Origin of the sequence: Tamlana sp. s12 (assembly GCF_016767215.1) — a bacterium.
In the GTDB taxonomy this organism is placed as follows: Bacteria; Bacteroidota; Bacteroidia; order Flavobacteriales; family Flavobacteriaceae; genus Pseudotamlana; species Pseudotamlana agarivorans.
Genome location: NZ_CP068547.1, coordinates 3037301 through 3055640 on the forward strand (window position 1 = coordinate 3037301; position 18340 = coordinate 3055640).

An 18340-nucleotide genomic window follows, 5' to 3' on the forward strand; every position below is an offset into this window, starting at 1 on the left:
TTAAAGAGGGTGCGAAAGTTCGATTTTCGCTGATTTCTAAACTAACAATTAAAATCTATATTAACAAAAATGAGTGTAACTGCGCAATCGGTATGGAATAACTGTCTTGAATTTATAAAGGATAATATCCAACCGCAAGCCTACAAAACTTGGTTTGAACCTATTGTAGCAGTTAAACTAACGGGCACTGCATTAAGTATTCAAGTACCGAGTAAATTTTTCTACGAATGGCTTGAAGAACACTATGTGAAAATCCTAAAAGTTTCACTCACCAAGGAGTTAGGAGAAACCGCCAAGTTGGTTTACATAATTAAAATGGAAAACACTTATGGCAACAAACAACCCTTCACTGAAAAAATTCCAAGTGCGAACCGTTCGGCTGTAAAATCGCAAAATGTTGATATTCCTTTAAATAATAAGAGTCCAGAATTACGCAATCCGTTTGTCATTCCAGGTATTAGAAATGTAAAGATTGAATCGCAACTAAATCCGAATTACAGTTTTGAAAATTTCTTAGAAGGTGATTCTAACAGATTGGCACGAAGTGCTGGTTTAGCTGTAGCAGCCAAACCTGGTGGAACTTCTTTCAACCCCTTATTAATTTTTGGAGGAGTTGGTTTAGGAAAAACACACTTAGCTCATGCTATCGGTGTTGATATCAAAGATAAATACCCAGAAAAAACCGTTTTATATATTTCAGCTGAAAAATTTACGCAACAATATATAGATGCCGTTAAAAAGAACAACAGAAATGATTTCATCCATTTTTATCAAATTATTGATGTATTAATTATTGATGATGTTCAATTCCTTTCTGGAAAAACAGGAACTCAAGACGTTTTCTTTCACATCTTTAACCATTTGCACCAAAACGGCAAACAAGTTATTTTAACAAGTGATAAGGCTCCTGTTGATATGCAAGATATTGAACAACGCTTACTGTCTCGTTTTAAATGGGGATTATCTGCAGAGTTACAAAATCCTGATTTCGAAACCCGAGTTTCCATTCTGAAGAACAAACTATACCGAGATGGTGTTGAAATGCCAGAGGAAATTATCGATTATGTGGCTAAAAACATAAAATCGAATGTTCGTGAGCTTGAAGGCGCTATCATTTCTTTAATTGCTCAGTCTTCTTTCAACAAAAAAGAAATTACCATTGACTTAGCGCGTGTTATTGTTGAGAAATTTGTAAAAAACACAAAACGCGAAGTTTCTATAGACTATATCCAAAAAGTGGTATCTGATTATTTCCAAATGGATATCGATACTTTACAGTCTAAAACTAGAAAACGTCATATCGTTCAAGCCAGACAATTGGCTATGTTTTTTGCTAAAAAATACACTAAAGCTTCTTTAGCTAGTATTGGATCTCAAATAGGAAAAAGAGATCATGCCACCGTATTACATGCTTGTAAAACAGTGGATAACTTATCTTCAACAGACAAGCAATTCAAAAAGTACGTTGAAGACATTACTAAAAAACTTTCGGTTTAAAACTTTTAAATCATGATTAATATACTGATGGTTTGCCTGGGAAACATTTGCCGTTCTCCCCTAGCTGAAGGCATCCTAAAATCTAAACTCCCATCTGAAGGATTTTACGTAGATTCTGCTGGCACTGCCAGTTATCATATTGGTGCTTCACCAGATAAGCGCTCGGTTGAGGTCGCTAAGAAGCATGGTTTAAATATTTCGAATCTTCGCGGTAGACAACTTGTAGTTTCAGATTTTGATAAGTTTGATTACATTTATGTGATGGATGCTTCTAATTATCAAAACGCAATTAAGCTGGCTAGAAATGAAGACGACCGTAAAAAAGTAAAATACATCTTAAACGAAGTGTATCCAAATCAAAATTTTGATGTTCCAGATCCCTATTATGGTGGTGATGAAGGTTTTCAAAATGTATATAACATGCTTGAAGAAGCCTGTGAAAAAATTGCAAACGACTTAAGGTCTTAATAAAATGACAAACCACGGCAAACTTTATTTAATTCCAACGACTTTAGGTGATAACAACCCTTTGGAAGTGTTACCCATTACGGTAAAAAACATCATAGAACAAACCGACATCTTTATTGTTGAGAATGAAAAAACAGCAAGACGCTTTATTAAAAAGATTTGCCCGGATAAACCTCAACCATCGTTAAAACTTTTTCTTTTAAACAAATTTACGAATGAAGCTGATTTGCCAAGCTTTTTAGACCCGTGTTTATCAGGGACTTCAGTAGGGCTTTTATCAGAAGCGGGATGCCCTGGCGTTGCTGACCCTGGAGCCGATGTTGTTAAGATCGCTCATGATAAAAACATAAAAGTAGTGCCTTTAGTTGGGCCATCATCCATACTTATGGCGATGATGAGTTCTGGTATGAACGGACAGAGTTTTGCTTTCAATGGTTATTTACCTATTGATAAAGGCGAACGTAAAGCTGAGATTAAACGTTTAGAGCGCTTATCTTACGAACAAGATCAATCACAATTATTTATTGAAACACCCTATCGAAACAATAAAATGATTGAAGACTTGGCGAATTTTTTAGAAAACAACACTCAAGTTTGCGTGGCTTGTGACATCACTTTACCTACAGAATTCATAAAAACACAAACAGCAAATGACTGGAAAAAAAATAAGGTAGACCTTCATAAAAGACCTACCCTATTTATTATTCATAAAAGTTAAAGACGTATTAAATCGCTTTAGCTTTTTTATCTGGTTTGATAAACGACGTATCGTAACCAGAAAAACGTTTCATATAATGACCAACAGTTGTTCCATAACCATCGGCAAAATTATCGATACCGTAACTTCTTAAGAATTTTTTCACACTACCAGGACCAGCTAAATGCGCTGCTGCAAGGATTCCAGATTCGGTAACCAAAATACCATTCACTTTTTTACCAACAAAGTTTTTAATATCACGCCTTAAAATCCATTTATTACGTGCTGTATTGGCGATAAAGGCATTTTCCTGTAAACTAGGACTGTTTAAAAAGTGATCTGGATTCGTAACCCCTAACAGTTTTAAAGTCCCTTTTCCAAATTGATACTTACCTAAGTACCCATAAGTATTCACTACTGTATATTTCCCTCTAGACTCCTTAAAAGCTAAAGCTTCTTTAAAACCAACAAATGATTTTCCTAAGTAAGGGGTGAAAATTTCCTCGTTATATTTTTGAGGCGCTGTACTTTCATCTATAACATCCAAACTTACGGTATAATCTAAATCTAAACCTTCAGTTGAATATTTACCAGAATCAAAAGTTTCATTTGATTGAAATGAGAAATACGCTAGTGTTGATATTGTAAGTGCGATAATTCCAATACTTCCAATATTTTTAACCATAATTTTAAATTTTTTCGGTGTGTTTTTCAATTAAAACCACCTTTGAAATTTGAGCCGGCAAAATTAAGCCTTTTATCAGTAACTTCAAAATTAATCGTTTAACTGTTTCTTTTTATTGAACAATAGACGAAATACACTGGTTTCTATTAAACATTTTCTACAAAATGAGTTCAATCATTAAGATTAAATCCATCATAAATTCGTCTGTAAACGTCCAAAACTAGGACTTTATTTCATTCAACTTTAAAACATTAACAAATTATAACATTTTAAAAAACAGAACCTTATACTTTACAAATCACTATTTATTCGGTATTTTACTTAGCCTCAAGCTAGAAAAACATCCTATAAATAGGACTCAAACTTTAACATAAATTACGAATTCTAATAACTTTTATTCGTCCCTTATATTAACAATCAGTTGACAGAACAGATGTCTTTTCCATAATATTTTTAACTAAAAATAGTTGTAAAAACACGTTAGAAAGTCATTTCACTGCATCTCAACTTAAAAACTTAATTAAAGTTACACCTATTTTCAATCAAAATTTACGACATAGCATGTCCTAGATCGCATTTGAATATTCAATTTGACATTATACGTAAAGTTGGTTTACATGGATGTTTGAAAAGTCACTAAACAAAAAACTATTTTCTAATACCTTGTGAAGAAAGGTAACGCCAATATTCTGCAGCGTTCCTATTATGTTGTGCCAATGTTTTTGCAAACTTGTGAAAACCTAAACGTTTTGCATCGGCTACAAAATAATAATAACCATGTTTTTCGTAATTTAAAACAGCATCAATCGCTGTAATATCTGGCATGGCTATAAGCCCAGGAGGTAACCCTGTGTGAAGATATGTATTATAAGGAGATTGGATTTCCTTGTGTACATTTAATACACGTTTAATTACGGTATCTTTATATTCTGGTAATTGGTAGGCGGCGTATTTAAGCGTTGGATCGGCCTGTAAAGGCATACCCACTTTAATTCTATTCATGTACACCCCTGCAATTCTGGGTAATTCGGCTGCTTGCTTTGATTCTTCATGAACGATAGACGCTAAAGCAATCACTTGATCTTGAGATAACCCTATTGCTTTCGCTTTTTTAAGTCTGGAATCGTTCCAAAAGGCTTTGTATTCTTTTAACATGCGATCTCTAAAACCTTCCGCAGACGTATTCCAGAAAAACTCATAACTATTAGGTACATACATCCCTAATGCTGTAGCAGAACTAAATGCATTGTTTTTTAAAAAAGTCGCATCAGTCATCGCTGTTAATAAAGATAGACTATCAGCTTCGATTTGCTCGGAAACACGTCCTGCAAGCTTTTCAAGAGATTCTTGATTATTAAATGACACTCGAATAGGCAAATTTCTACTTCTTATAGAATTAATAATATCATTATTATTCATGCCCTTTTTTATCTCAAAACGACCAGCTTTAATGTTAGATATGTATTTTTTCTGTTTCGCTAGATCATCAAAAGTCTCGATGTCGATTAATAAAGGCTCTAATTGAGCTCTTACATCTTGATAAGTTGCTTGAGTAGGTACAAAAATGTAAGCAGATTCATTGTTAAAAGCAGTATTAGGCTTTAACATCGTCTTATAAACAAAATTTGCAAAAAACACGGCGGCAACAAGCCCTAAACCAACAATAGCAAGAAGTATCTTTTTTATATACATTTAATTATTAATAAGTTGAAATAAATATTCGTTTTTATATGTGCCTCGAACACAGGTCCAATCTTTTTTAAGTCCAATTTCTTTAAAACCATGATTAGAAAAAAGCTTTATACTAGCCATATTACCTTCGGTGATATTACAATATAGCTGATGCAAATCTAAGTGTGTAAAACAGTAATCTATAAGCAAGCCTAGAGCTTCCTTTCCATAGCCTTTTAATCGATCGCTTGGCGTTTTAACCAAAATTCCCACTCCTGCCCTTTTATTTTTAACATCGAAATCGAACAAATCGATCATTCCAACAGCAACATCTTCATAAGTGGAAATCACCAAGCGTAATTGCTTTGCTTCATATATATCCTTATGAGCATTCTCTAAATATTGTTTTATTAAAAATCTAGAATAAGGCGTTTGGGTGCAGCTCATTTCCCATATGGATTCATCATTTTCTACCTCGTAAACAAAGTCTAAATCCTCAGGTTCTAAGGCACGTAAATAAATGATATCACCTTTTAAAGTTATCATATGTTTCCTTCAAACACGTAAGTTGCTGGACCGATTAGCCAAACATTGTGGTAATGGCCATTTTCTACATCGAAACGTACTTGAAGCTTACCGCCTTCAACATTTAAATTTACAGTACTCTGATTGGTTTCACCTGTAGCATGCATGGCGATGGCTACGGCAGTTACTCCTGTTCCACATGACAAAGTTTCATCCTCAACACCACGCTCATATGTGCGTACTCTAAAAGTGGTATCTGAAATTTTCTGAACGAAATTCACATTAGTACCTTCTTGATTATAAGGTGCACCATAGCGAATACCAGAGCCTTTACTTTTAATATCAAAATCTTCAATAGCAGTTTCGAACTGTACGTGATGTGGTGAGCCTGTATTTAAAAACACATGATTATCATGTTTTTCAACAACATCAACATCTAACATTTGTAAATGAACTATGCCATTTTCTATAGTAGCATGATGTAAGCCATCAATAGCTTCAAAAACAGCTTTATTGGTAATAACACCTAATTGCTGAGCAAAAGCCACCAAACAACGCCCCCCATTACCACACATGGTACTTTCGTTTCCATCGGCATTATAATAGACCATTTTAAAATCATATTCAGGGTGATTTTCTAATAAAATTAAACCATCTGCCCCTACGCCAAAACGTCTGTCACATAAAAAAGCAACTTGTTTGGTATTATTTTTGTCGAAAGTTTGCTGACGATTATCAATCATCACAAAATCGTTTCCTGTTCCTTGGTATTTGTAAAAAGTCTGTTGCATAATAGGCGGCAAATATAAGATTTTATACGGTTTTTTGGGTTGTTAAATCGCAGTTAAAGTTGAAATCAAAACTCAATAAATATTTAATTTTAATCATTATTATCGTTAATTACTTAGAGAAACAGAGGTTTGAACTCAATAAAATAAATTTAAAATAATACTTAAAACGAAATTATGAAGAAGATTTTTTCCATGCTATTAGTTTCAGCTTTAGGTGGTATTTTCACCTTAAGCGCATACAAAATTTTTATAGAAAACAACCATGCGGAATTGGTTACAACTACCGATACTGAAGCCGTAAGCATACCAACAACCCCTGTTAATAACATGGGTAACTACAAAGCTTATGAAGCCCCTGATTTTTCTGTAGCTGCAGAAAATACCGTTAATGCCGTGGTGCACGTAAAAAATGTGACACTAAGCTCTGGCCAAATGACCTTTCAAGATTTCTTTTACGGAAGAAGTCCGCAACGCGCACAAGTTGGCACTGGTTCTGGGGTGATTATTAATACCGATGGTTACATTATCACCAACAATCACGTGATTAAAAATGCACAAGAACTATCGGTAACCTTAAACAATAACAAAACCTACACCGCCCAACTTATAGGTGCCGATTCAAAAAATGACATTGCATTACTTAAAATAGATGCTGATGAAGCATTGCCTTTTGTGACTTTTGCTGATTCTGACAATGTTAAAATTGGTGAATGGGTATTAGCTGTTGGTAATCCTTTTAATTTAACATCTACAGTGACCGCTGGAATTATTAGTGCCAAGTCGAGAGATTTGTCTGGAACCAGTTCACAATCCTTTCTTCAAACCGATGCAGCGGTTAATCCTGGAAATTCAGGAGGCGCTCTGGTAAACACAAAAGGGGAACTTGTTGGTATTAATACAGCCATCTCGTCTCAAACAGGATCATATATAGGATATTCCTTTGCCGTACCTAGTAATATTGCCAGAAAAGTTATTGAAGATATTTTAGAATACGGCAATGTGCAAACTGGTATTTTAGGTATTCAAGGTGGTGCATTAAACAGTTCTGTCGCTGAAAAAATTGGCATCAACGACACCGAAGGTGTTTATATCGATAGTGTTGTTGAAGGTTCTGGAGCAGACAAAGCGGGACTTAAAAATGGTGATATCATCAAAGAAATAGATCAGATTAAAGTTTCAAAATTTTCAGACTTAACGGGACACTTAAGTGCAAAACGTCCTGGTGATGTTGTAAACCTAACTTTACTAAGAGACGGATCGATAAAAAATGTGAATGTGACGCTCGCAAAAAACAATACGTATAACATGCCTTTAGTCGGCCGCATTAAAAATACCACCAGTAGCGATCTAAAAAAACTGAAAGCTAATAATGGCGTAAAAATTATTGAGTTGAATGGTGAATATGAACAATACTGGAAAAACAACGGCATTTTAGAAGGTAGTATCATCACCTCCATAAATGATGTTAAAGTAAACACGGTTGATGATGTTCAAAACATCTTAAAAGAAAGGTCGACTTATGAGCCTATAAGACTTGAACTTATTAATACAAACGGACAAAGAGAACGTTTCAATTTTAGATAAAACACACTTAAAAATTTTAAATAGCCCTTCAGTTTTGAAGGGTTATTTTTTTTGTTAAAACAAATTACGAAAACGTTTGAAATATGGTATTTTTGAAAAAACAACACCATTAAAAAACTAAACTAAATGACTTCTAACAAAAATTACGAGAAGGAATTAGCCTTTCAGGCAGACCGCAGAAAAGCTACCGTGGCCTTTATTAAGATTGTAAGCGACCTTTGGTATGACAAATCAATCGAATTGGTTCTTTTTAGAAACCAGCTTATCGACAGAAATGTAAGTCAGATTTTAAACTTACATGAATATGCTGGCAAATTTGTGCAAAAACCTATTTCTATTTTTGATACCGTTGAAATTGCTGAAGCTATTAAAACCTTAGACATCCCTCCTGCCAAACTAGATATTGGAAAACTCACTTACGAGTACCATATCGAGGAGAACAAATCTATTAATGCGACTGCTTTCGTTGCTGATAAATTAAAAGATGCTCATAAAAGTGGTAATATAGAACCTAAAGATGTGGTTTTATATGGCTTTGGACGTATTGGAAGACTGGTTGCACGCGAACTTATGGTGCGAACAGGAAAAGGCAGTCAATTACGATTACGCGCCATTGTTACACGTGGTCAAATAGACGCCAAAATATTAGAAAAGCGTGCTGCCCTACTACGCAACGATTCTGTTCATGGCGATTTTCCTGGAACTGTTTCCATTGATGAAAAAAAAGAAGCCCTAATCATTAATGGTACCACTGTAAATATTATTTCTGCCAATACCCCTGAAGACATCGATTATACCAAATATGATATTAATAATGCGCTTGTCATTGATAATACGGGTGCTTTTAGAGATAAAGCAGCACTGTCTAAACATTTAAAATCGAAAGGGGTTGACAAAGTTTTACTCACTGCACCAGGTAAAGAAGTTCCAAACATTGTTTACGGTGTTAATCATAAAACCTATAACCCAGACGAAATCGATATTTTTTCAGCAGCATCATGTACTACTAATGCCATTTCACCAATTTTAAAAGCTGTTGAAGATTCTTGTAAAGTTAAAAGTGGACATTTAGAAACCATTCACGCTTATACCAACGATCAAAATTTAGTGGATAATTTTCATAGTAAATACCGTAGAGGTCGTGCAGCAGCACTTAATATGGTAATCACCGAAACTGGAGCAGGCAGCGCTGTTGCTAAAGCCTTACCTAGTTTGGAAGGTAAATTAACCTCTAACGCCATACGCGTACCAGTCCCGAATGGGTCATTAGCTATTTTAAATTTAGAGATCGAAAAAGAAACCACCGTTAACGGTATTAATAGTGTTTTAAAAAAATATGCTTTAGAAGGCGATTTGGTAGAACAAATAAAATTTGAACTTAGCGACGAACTTGTTTCCAGTGATATTGTAGGCTGTTCGGCCCCTTCAATTTTTGATAGTAAAGCCACTATAGTTAGAAAAGATGGTAAAAATATCATTCTTTACATTTGGTACGATAACGAATATGGTTATAGCCAACAAGTGATTAGACTGGCAAAATATATCGCCAAAGTGAGACGATATACATATTATTAAAATAAAATAATCTAAATCACGTTTAAAATCGTATCTATACCAGCCTCCCTAGTTGAGGCTTTTTGTATATCTTGAATTATATACTAAACATTATTTTATAAATTGCGAAAATTAGAAAAATCACGAAACACCATGCCAAAAATGACATTCATCAAATCATCACTATGCATTGCCTTTACTTGCCTTTTCACACTACACTCAACTGCCCAAACGGATATCGATGAAGATAAATTATCCTTAAACAGCGGTACTATTGATAGTCAGTTTGAATATGTTATTCAAAAATCAAATAAATTTCAGGATTACAAGGTTGTAAAAAAAGATTGGTTATACACTTTAAAATCGCATACTATTGATTCTTTAAATGCCGTAAGAAAAGATTTAGCAGCAACACAAGGTGTCGTTAAAACTCAAGAGCAAGAGATTTCAGATCTCAAATTAAAACTCACGAACACCCAAACAGACTTAGATCAAACGAACATTGAAAAAGACAACATGTCTTTATTTGGGATCCAATTAGGAAAAGCGAATTATAACGTATTAATGTGGTCTATTATTGGAGTTCTTCTGGCCTGCTTGATATTCTTTATCTACAAATTTAATAACAGTAATATCATTACCAAAGAAGCTAACCGTAACTTAGCTGAAGTTGAAGAAGAATTTGAAGAACACCGAAGAACAGCTTTAGAGCGTGAACAAAAAGTACGTCGTCAACTTCAAGACGAACTGAATAAGAATAAGTAGTTATCCTTATAACTCATTTAAATTATAAAAGAAGGCTAAACCTAAGGCTAAACACCAAAGGTTTAGCCTTCTTTCATTTGAAGTACTGGGATATAAACTGTAATTCTTCAAAAAACATAAGAACAAGTTGAGGAAACTTTTAAAACTTCTGTATATTTGCGCCTCAAATTAAGCGCACGTGGCGGAATTGGTAGACGCGCTGGCTTGAGGGGCCAGTATCCGTTTAGGATGTGGAAGTTCGAATCTTCTCGTGCGCACGATTATAATCCTTATTTTCCTTTATTTATAAGGGTTTAAAGGGTTTTTAGTTTTAATATTCCCCCAAAATCACCCCTAAAATATTTTTTGATTCACTTTTTAATGAAGATTTGCAGATTTCCAGTAAAAAGTTAGAATACTTAATACTTTTCAAAAATCTAACAACAATGCTAATATAAGCATTTTTGAATTAACTAATCTGAAAACGAAAATCGGAATTTATGAAATTTGTGAAAAATGGGGCGGTATGGAGAAAACGGAAAATCGATGTGGGGGTGTTGACAAAGGTACCTTAAGCCTCCCACGAATAAGATACCTTGAAAAAAATTATAATTATTTTTAAAAATCCAGCAGTTCTTTCAATGGAACTCCTAGAGCTTCTGAAATTGCTTTAATGGTAGATATTGAAGTATTTAATATCCCTCTTTCAATTCTACTTATTTGTGAAATATCCACATAAATCTCATTCGCTAATTTCTCCTGTGTATAACCCTTTTGCTTTCTGACTTTTCGGATATGATTTCCTAAATCAATAAGAAACTGCTCATTTATTAAATATTCCTTTTTTCTCACATTTAAAAGTGAGTAATTAGGCAAATAAACCTATAAGCAAATTTGCCTACTTTTTAAAGTTTAAGTATTATTGTATACGTGACTTATCTATGATAATCATGGGTTCCATAATAAATATATATTATGAATACTTAGCATTACAAGTTAGTTTGTGGAATAATTGACTGAATATATAATTACCGTAAAAAAAAATCAATGAGATATTTAATTCTATTTCTATTCTTAGTTATCACCAATTTAAGTAACGCTCAATCTGTAACTCAAAAATACAATTCACTATACAACAGATATGAATATTTTAATGAGACTGGTAACATGATTGGGTACAAAACTTATAATTCACTTCTAAAACAATGGGAGTTTTATAGTAGTGATGATAGCAAGAGAAAGACAGATTTTGGTTCTTATGTATCTCCAATAAACCTAAATTTAGTTTACTCGTCTTTGCAAAGTCGGCAATCAAGATATGACGAGAATAGAAAAATAGCGGAGAACTATGTTATCGACTTGGCTTTAAATATATACAATTCTTCTGAATCGGTTAGTAAAGGGGATTATTATTCAAGCTTATTCATTGAGGAAATCAATGAAACAGCTACATTTAGAAATATTGATTTTAGTAAGACAAACCAAGCCAATGTTGCAATAAAAGTAATCAAAGAAGTTTTTATCGAATTCAAAGAGAAGTATTTTAATTAGTACATGTCAAAATATTTTACCAGGAGAGTTTTTGATAAGCGATAAATTACCCAGGCTCTCAAAGGAATGCGTAAAATCATTAAGTAAATTATAGAATTAATTTTAGTTCATTAATGGTTAAAATCGAAAACCAAAATCAATTATCATAATGGAAAACAGAAAAATTCATTTTTCCCTCTTAACAATGATTTCATCATTACATACATTTTCGCAACAAGGAGCATACCATGATGCCATGATAGAAGAAAAAAAATCTGGAGGTCAGTTTCCCTTTATTATTGGGCTAATTGTGGTTATCACTATCATTTATTTTTCTGCCCAATCTGATAATTAGAGCAAGGACAATTGCAATGAACTATGATATAGAATATCAAAAAAAGCTTCGGGAAGTCTTTAACGCTTTAAAAGAAAAGAACGAAGTACTTGAAGCTAAACAGGTAAAGCTTGGCTATCAGCAACGAAATGAATTGATTTCTCATGTGTATTCTGGATACAATAATGATGAAAAACTCTTATCCAAAAAATGCGAATGGGAATCTGTAGGATTAGAGCAAAGAACTGTCAACTGGATTTATAACCTAATGAGGTCTAAAAGGGATTTGTATGGGGATTTTGAGAAACCCGAAGAAATTCTAGCTGAACTCAAAAACCTCATAAAACTATCAGAAGAAAAGGAGCTGTTTGAGATTGCTAGTATTTTAAACTATTGGAGGCTGCAACTTGTTGAAAGGTAAACTATTATTTTATGTATTAACTAATATTTAATGAAGGTTTGAAAAGAGCATTATTTTATCTCTTAGTGTTTTTAGCCCCAATTTCATTAGTTGTAATAGTTAATGAAGCGGTTAGGTACACTACTGGGAATAAAGAGTTTCATTTGAAAGGAGTTAAAACAATAAATTCTAACAAAAATTTATTGGATAGATGCTCCTGGCACTGTTATTATGAAACCACTAACCATTGCAAAAAATATCATGTAGCTTTCATAAGACCCTATTTTAAGTGCATTGACCCTCTTTATTTCGGTTTAATTAAAGCTATGCATTCAGGTAGTAATTATCAATTGATGAATATTATCTTTTTAGTGTGTATAATACCTCTAATAATATTCTTTTTACTAGTACGAACAATCGAAATGGGGTATAAAATTAAAGCCTTAAAATAACCTTGATATGGAAATAGTAAATGAAATATTTGTATACTGTACAGATTTTGTAATAAACTGTGCTAACCTACTGGGAATATCCTACTATGAAGTAAATGCAATCATATTCTGTATCTTATATCCTGTTACTTTCTCAATTTGTCTTGTGTTTTTTCTAAGAAACAAATATGTTTTAAGAAAACTGAATTAGATGGATTATGTAATACATGTTTGCAGAACCGCAATATAGGCTTTTATATAGGTCTGGATTTACCAAAAATGGTGGGTTTAAGGTAAGGTTGAGTTGATAAAGAACACAGTGATTATTTGACCATTAAAAAAATAAGAAATATAAAAATAGGTGGTCAATTTTTAAAATGATGGTTTTATGTTTAGGAATAAGATTGTCATTATTTCAAGATTTAAAATATGAAATACATAAGAAAACCAATTATAATAATCCCTACAATAATTCTGGTCTGTATGTGCAAGAATTGTAATTTCATCTTAAACAATTACTGCCTATTCAACATTGATTATTATTGAGTTTAAATAGAACATTGAATTTGACCTAAATTAAAAATTAGTTCATAGATAAATCAGCATATATAATTTCTGGTTTAATGTATAATAGCAAAATATTTTCCGAAAATTAACTAGTAAAACATGAGAATTACTTTAAGCTTTATTGTAATCATATTTTTATATGGTTGCAAAAAAAACACTACAAATAATAATATAATTATTCCTGATAAAGTAAATATCAAAAATGAGTTTGAATACAAACTAAAAAATGAGTCAAAAATTTTCTTAAAATTTTGGGAAGGGATGACCCATAAAGAATTTTTAATGGTAAAGAATTTACTGGTTAAGGAAAATATTTTAAAAGACCAAGTAATATCTGGTGCGTATATAACTGGAATTTGTGCTCCATCTGATATAAAACCTATATTTGAAAATGATAATTTAGTAAGTATTGAACTTATAGGAAATGAATGTCTTTATTCAATATTTAAGGAAAAATATGATTTACCAGATTTGATTGAAAGAAAATATTTCAATATTGATTTAAACAAGCCTAATGCTAAAACAGATACAATGATGTATACGGAAATGGTTCTCCCCCAAGAAAAACCTTTAACATATGAGGAAGGTGAAATTGTAATAAAACAAAATATAGTTATTCGAATTGAACACCTTTGGCATAAGCGAGATAGACTGAGAATATTGAGAGACACCAAAAATTACTATGTAAATCGTTTTGGTTCTTATGGCGGAAGTATTGCAACTATCGTTTTTACTTATATGAGCAAAAAACAATTCCAAAAAGAGGATAATGAATTAAAAAGAACTTTAGAGCGTTATAAGACTAAAAAGGATAATTATAAGAAAAGAGAATCTTCTGCCAAATCAGAAATATAAATACTAAAAAAAACTGAGTAACTTTAAAGTAATTGACTCATTTCAATTAAATAAGAAACTTTAGATTAATAAAATATTTGTGTATTGCACCGATTTCATAATCAATCTAGCAAACTTATTAGATATATCTTACTACGAAGAAAACGCTATCTATTCTGTCTCCTGTATCCCCTAACCTTATTAATTTGTCTAGTGCTTTTTTTAAAAAACTGGTATATTCTTCGAAAACTAAATTAGATTGATTATGTAATACGCGCACGTAGGGCTGTATTTTGAATTTAAAAAAAATTATTAAAAAAGGGTTAAAATTGAGGTTTGAAGGGTAGGTTGAAAATTGCGTAAATATATATTAATCTATGCTAGATATTAAAATGTAAGATGTCTTATAGTTAACAATTTAGTATAAAACTACAAAATGTAAGAGTTTATTAATATTAAGCGGAAAGTAGTTGATGGTATTTACTAGATATAAGTTCTTGTATTTGGGTTTTAGTTGAATCATATCCTATCTTCTTTATAAATGACATTATTTTCTTTTTATCTTTTCTAATTTCCTGTGAAGATTTAGTATCCCTCAACTTTACCCAGTAACATGGATTTGTATAATTCTCATAGAACACTCTTTCGTGAGTTTCAAGAGCATTCCATGGAGAAACAGAATCAATTATTAGCAATTTATTATAACGCTCCACAAAGGCTTTAAACAGCCTAGAAACCGCTATCTCATCTACTTGGTCAAGTGAATTTACACCAATATTATTTAAAAATCTTTTTTGAATAATTTTTAGTTCAATTCTTAACAAATTCTTTTGCTCTAATTTAGATTCCTTTCCTTTATCGTAAATCTTGATTGAAAAATCAGATTTTTTGAAAATTTTAAACGATGTTCCTGCACGAGTTGTAATTCGATTATCGTATGGTTGAAAATCAAACATCTGAACACTCTGCTCTATGAAATAACTACTAGGCTTGTTAATTAAGACATTAAATCCAAACTCCAAATTTGTGATTGTAGTTTTTGTTTTATCAATTAAAAAAGTATCACATAAATAATCAATAGCGCTGTAAAAGTCCATAAGTGTAAAATCGTTATAATTTATATTCCCCAAACCGCTTATGTTATTATAAAACTTATGAATACTACCCGAAATTACCGCTTCCGTTTTTGTGATTCTAAATTCCATATTGTAAACCTTCCCAACAATGGGATAAAATAATCCGTCCTCATTGGAATAAGCTTTATATGTTTTTTTAAAAGCGGTATTGCTCTGAACAAATGATTCAAAATCCTCTTTATCATTTATTCTAATTTTAAGAAAATCTATCATAATTAAGCAGCTGTTAAAATAGACCCTCGGTTGTTTCCTTTTAAGAAGTTTTCAACATCCTGCCTTAAGTAAAGCGGTTTTTTTCCCGCTTTTCTTTTCGGCACAAGTTTCCCCTTTTGCTCCCAATTCCATAAAGTTGTTAGTGAAGTTACTTTACAGATTTCAGCGACCTCTTTTCTAGTTAAATATTCGCTCTTTTGTTCCGTATTGACAACTTGATTAATTACCACTTCTTTTTTATTTAAGATAATATCCTCAATATTTTTAGTCAGAAGTTGCACCAATTCATTTAAGTCAATCGAAGTTAAAACTACTTGTTCCATATTCATAATATTTACAGTTAAACACATGACAAAGAGACAAATAAACAACCCTAAAACAAATACTCCGATTTAATAGTAAGAGTATTTTACTGATTTAAAATCATGAATTCATACCGTTCAAAGAATTACAACAGTTGAATTAGCTAATACAAGAATATTTATTTTTAATTAAGAGTTTTCAGATAATGCCTGGGCGAAGGATTCAAGGCATTTCCTTTTACTTTTGTTTTGGGTTTCTTTTTGATTCAGAAAATCTTTAGGTAAAAGAGCCTCTCCATTTAGCAAAAAGAATTCAGAAGTAATTTCCCAATGCTTGTTTTTTGGGTTTCTAACTACCTTATACTCTAAAAGAAGCTTAATGAAATAATACAATGAAGACTTTTTGTCTGTCCAATTTATTTTGTTTTCCAATTGCTTTGCCTCAAATAGGCATTTAAAAGTGCTGAAATTTGTCAACTCAGAAACAAACCCCTTGGTTAAATATTTACGGTATAGAATTTCTAGTCTTTTATCTTCGGGGTGTTTATTAAAGGAGAAAGAAACAATAGCTTTTTTTAAGTAAAACCATTTAGACAATACTTCCCTATTAGTGTTATTAAGTTCAAGATGATAAGATATAAATATTGATTTAAGAACGTCCTTAATTGAGCCCAGAAGTAACAGTATTAAGTTGTTAATAGCCCTATGCTTCTCTATACCTTTTTTTCTTTTTATTTGTCTCAAATCTTTTTGAACTTCTAATAACTTTGAGACGATTTGATTTAAGTATTTTATTCTGTTTTCTTGAAGTAAAGTCAATTCCAACTCAAAACAGTTATAAGCTGCCTCCTTGTATTCTTTTATATCATTAAAAATTGCTTGTGCCTTTTCAAAAGTGCTCACTGATGGATAAACATTAAAATCATGAATATAACTCTCAATGAAAACAAAAGGATGCTCCACCCTATCTTTTAAATCTTCATCCTTAGCCCATGGGTTATAATTGATTATATAGAACTGACTAAAATCCTTTTGCTTTAACATATTTAACTATTAACAAATTCATTTACATTAATATTTTCCCAATACTTTTTAAGCTTAACAGCATATTCTCTAGGAGTAATTTTTATGTACTTTAAAAATTGAGATTCAGTCTTATGTCCAGTAATCTTCATAATAGTAAGAGTATCTAGTTTACCATAATGATTTGTCGCAAAACTACGTCTACAAACATGGCTTGAAATTAACTCATATTTTTTATACACACCACTTACTTTGCGGTGTATAGTTTTCTTTTTACCATTCCTCTCTATTTCTATTGGAGACATTTTAGCCCCTTTAATTTCATAAGTCAATCCTACATCCTTACAAACCTCTTTTATATAGTCATTAAACTTCGGGTCTGAAATTCTCCTGGGAAACTTACCATTTCTTTTTTCCAATATCTTCTTAACGTTATTGTGCATAGGTACATAAACTGGAAAATCTGTTTTCAGGGTGTCTTTTTGGATAAAGCCTCCATCTAAATTAGACTTTGTTAATGTTAAAAGGTCTGATACCCTAAAACCAGTCCAACAACCTATAATTAACCAGTCTCTCGCATTATCCAAATAATCCTTATCAAATTTATGATTATTGATTTTATGAATCTCCTCCAAAGTCAAATAAGTATCTACTGTTTTGTTAGAAGGCAATGAGAAGTCTGAACTTTTATAATTTATATTTACTTCGTACCCCTTCAATTCAGCTTTTCGACAAACTCGCTTTATAACAGATAAATATCCTCCAATCGTATTAGGGTTTAATTTCTGCTCCGTATCCAAGTATTCTATAAATGCTTCATGGAAAATTAAATCAATATCAGTTAACTTAACCAACTTTCCCGAATGATTCTCATAATCATTAAGCTTATTTTTTGTTGTCTCATAATGCTGAATAGTTCTGTAACTAATTGGGTTGTTAGGTTTATCAAGTCTTTTCTTTGCAGTATCTATAAAAGAATCCATGAATGTTGACAAAAACTGCCTTTCATCAATAGCTTCCTCATTAGATTTTCTATTCAAAAAACCATCAATATTATTTCTAAGCCATTTATTATTTATGATAACTCCATCAACGGAATCTGAACTGTATTGCTTTTCAATATGAACTTTTAAATCCCTGAGGGTAGCATTAATTTTTTTATAATTAACTTCATCAGTAGGATTTATTCTTTGTAAAGATGAACTAAATTTACCTTTGGGTGCTTTTATTCCAGTTGAAGCTTCTGTATCAAACTGGCTACCTTGCTTAAATCTTAAAAAAATTGAATTTGATTTATTATTCGTTTTAATCCTGTATTGAGTTGATGCCATAACTAAAATATTTCAGCAAAGAT

At 31.9% G+C, this 18340-nt stretch carries 19 protein-coding genes and 1 tRNA gene; 11 read left to right on the plus strand and 9 right to left on the minus strand.

The annotated features are described in order from the left end of the window. The first annotated feature begins 69 nt into the window (after positions 1 to 69). The 3 genes from dnaA to JJL45_RS13095 are packed head-to-tail and all read left to right on the plus strand — an operon-like array spanning position 70 to position 2683. Positions 70 to 1497 carry a chromosomal replication initiator protein DnaA gene (dnaA, locus tag JJL45_RS13085; protein ID WP_067146086.1) on the plus strand — a complete coding sequence of 476 codons (1428 nt, stop codon included), beginning with the start codon at positions 70 to 72 and terminating at the stop codon, positions 1495 to 1497. Between the two features lie 12 nt (positions 1498 to 1509). Further along, positions 1510 to 1965, plus strand: a complete 456-nt coding sequence (locus JJL45_RS13090) for a low molecular weight protein-tyrosine-phosphatase (protein WP_068602156.1) — start codon at positions 1510 to 1512, stop codon at positions 1963 to 1965. A 4-nt stretch (positions 1966 to 1969) separates the two neighbouring features. Further along, positions 1970 to 2683: an SAM-dependent methyltransferase gene (locus tag JJL45_RS13095; RefSeq protein ID WP_068602154.1), complete on the plus strand. Its 714-nt coding sequence runs from the start codon at positions 1970 to 1972 to the stop codon at positions 2681 to 2683. A gap of 7 nt (positions 2684 to 2690) precedes the next feature. Here JJL45_RS13095 and JJL45_RS13100 read toward each other — a convergent pair whose 3' ends face one another. The 4 genes from JJL45_RS13100 to dapF all read right to left on the minus strand — a co-directional run bounded on the left by JJL45_RS13100 (position 2691) and on the right by dapF (position 6334). Then, positions 2691 to 3347 (minus strand): peptidoglycan-binding protein LysM, encoded by a 657-nt coding sequence (locus tag JJL45_RS13100; protein WP_068602468.1) that lies wholly within the window; start codon positions 3345 to 3347, stop codon positions 2691 to 2693. Between the two features lie 648 nt (positions 3348 to 3995). Further along, a complete protein-coding gene (gene mltG / locus JJL45_RS13105) occupies positions 3996 to 5039 on the minus strand; it encodes an endolytic transglycosylase MltG (protein ID WP_068602152.1) in 1044 nt (347 codons plus the stop codon). After that, positions 5040 to 5564, minus strand: coding sequence for a GNAT family N-acetyltransferase (locus tag JJL45_RS13110; RefSeq protein WP_068602150.1), 525 nt, complete (start codon positions 5562 to 5564; stop codon positions 5040 to 5042). Next, positions 5561 to 6334, minus strand: a complete 774-nt coding sequence (gene dapF, locus JJL45_RS13115) for a diaminopimelate epimerase (protein WP_068602148.1) — start codon at positions 6332 to 6334, stop codon at positions 5561 to 5563. Before dapF ends, JJL45_RS13110 begins: the two co-directional genes overlap by 4 nt. Before the next feature lie 174 nt (positions 6335 to 6508). Between dapF and JJL45_RS13120 the strand changes: the two genes are divergently transcribed. The 4 genes from JJL45_RS13120 to JJL45_RS13135 all read left to right on the plus strand — a co-directional run bounded on the left by JJL45_RS13120 (position 6509) and on the right by JJL45_RS13135 (position 10494). Further along, positions 6509 to 7918, plus strand: a complete 1410-nt coding sequence (locus tag JJL45_RS13120; RefSeq protein ID WP_068602146.1) for a trypsin-like peptidase domain-containing protein — start codon at positions 6509 to 6511, stop codon at positions 7916 to 7918. Positions 7919 to 8044: 126 nt separating this feature from the next. Continuing rightward, the gene (locus tag JJL45_RS13125) at positions 8045 to 9493 is read left to right on the plus strand and encodes a glyceraldehyde-3-phosphate dehydrogenase (RefSeq protein ID WP_068602144.1); all 1449 of its coding nucleotides are present in this window, start codon (positions 8045 to 8047) and stop codon (positions 9491 to 9493) included. Positions 9494 to 9634: 141 nt separating this feature from the next. Further along, on the plus strand, positions 9635 to 10237 hold the full coding sequence (locus tag JJL45_RS13130; protein ID WP_068602467.1) for a tRNA (guanine-N1)-methyltransferase: 603 nt from the start codon (positions 9635 to 9637) through the stop codon (positions 10235 to 10237). Positions 10238 to 10409: 172 nt separating this feature from the next. Then, positions 10410 to 10494 (plus strand) — tRNA-Leu (locus JJL45_RS13135). A 340-nt stretch (positions 10495 to 10834) separates the two neighbouring features. Here the strand turns inward: JJL45_RS13135 and JJL45_RS13140 are convergent. Beyond that, complete coding sequence (locus tag JJL45_RS13140) at positions 10835 to 11068, minus strand: helix-turn-helix domain-containing protein (protein WP_202664160.1); 234 nt, start codon at positions 11066 to 11068, stop codon at positions 10835 to 10837. 195 nt (positions 11069 to 11263) lie between these two features. Here JJL45_RS13140 and JJL45_RS13145 point away from each other — a divergent pair, with 195 nt between their 5' ends. The 4 genes from JJL45_RS13145 to JJL45_RS13160 all read left to right on the plus strand — a co-directional run bounded on the left by JJL45_RS13145 (position 11264) and on the right by JJL45_RS13160 (position 14333). Then, complete coding sequence (locus JJL45_RS13145) at positions 11264 to 11767, plus strand: hypothetical protein (RefSeq protein WP_202664161.1); 504 nt, start codon at positions 11264 to 11266, stop codon at positions 11765 to 11767. 184 nt (positions 11768 to 11951) lie between these two features. Then, entirely contained in the window at positions 11952 to 12101 is a 150-nt protein-coding gene (locus tag JJL45_RS13150; protein ID WP_202664162.1) for a hypothetical protein, read from the plus strand. A gap of 16 nt (positions 12102 to 12117) precedes the next feature. Continuing rightward, the gene (locus tag JJL45_RS13155; protein WP_068602141.1) at positions 12118 to 12501 is read left to right on the plus strand and encodes a hypothetical protein; all 384 of its coding nucleotides are present in this window, start codon (positions 12118 to 12120) and stop codon (positions 12499 to 12501) included. Positions 12502 to 13577: 1076 nt separating this feature from the next. After that, positions 13578 to 14333: a hypothetical protein gene (locus JJL45_RS13160; protein WP_068602137.1), complete on the plus strand. Its 756-nt coding sequence runs from the start codon at positions 13578 to 13580 to the stop codon at positions 14331 to 14333. A gap of 434 nt (positions 14334 to 14767) precedes the next feature. Here the strand turns inward: JJL45_RS13160 and JJL45_RS13165 are convergent, their stop codons facing one another. From JJL45_RS13165 to JJL45_RS13180, 4 genes are all read right to left on the minus strand, one after another. Next, the gene (locus tag JJL45_RS13165; RefSeq protein ID WP_068602136.1) at positions 14768 to 15661 is read right to left on the minus strand and encodes a hypothetical protein; all 894 of its coding nucleotides are present in this window, start codon (positions 15659 to 15661) and stop codon (positions 14768 to 14770) included. 2 nt (positions 15662 to 15663) lie between these two features. After that, complete coding sequence (locus JJL45_RS13170; RefSeq protein WP_068602134.1) at positions 15664 to 15984, minus strand: helix-turn-helix transcriptional regulator; 321 nt, start codon at positions 15982 to 15984, stop codon at positions 15664 to 15666. Positions 15985 to 16152: 168 nt separating this feature from the next. Further along, positions 16153 to 17007, minus strand: coding sequence for a hypothetical protein (locus tag JJL45_RS13175; RefSeq protein WP_068602131.1), 855 nt, complete (start codon positions 17005 to 17007; stop codon positions 16153 to 16155). A gap of 2 nt (positions 17008 to 17009) precedes the next feature. Continuing rightward, positions 17010 to 18317, minus strand: a complete 1308-nt coding sequence (locus JJL45_RS13180) for a site-specific integrase (RefSeq protein ID WP_068602127.1) — start codon at positions 18315 to 18317, stop codon at positions 17010 to 17012. Between the last annotated feature and the right edge of the window lie 23 nt (positions 18318 to 18340).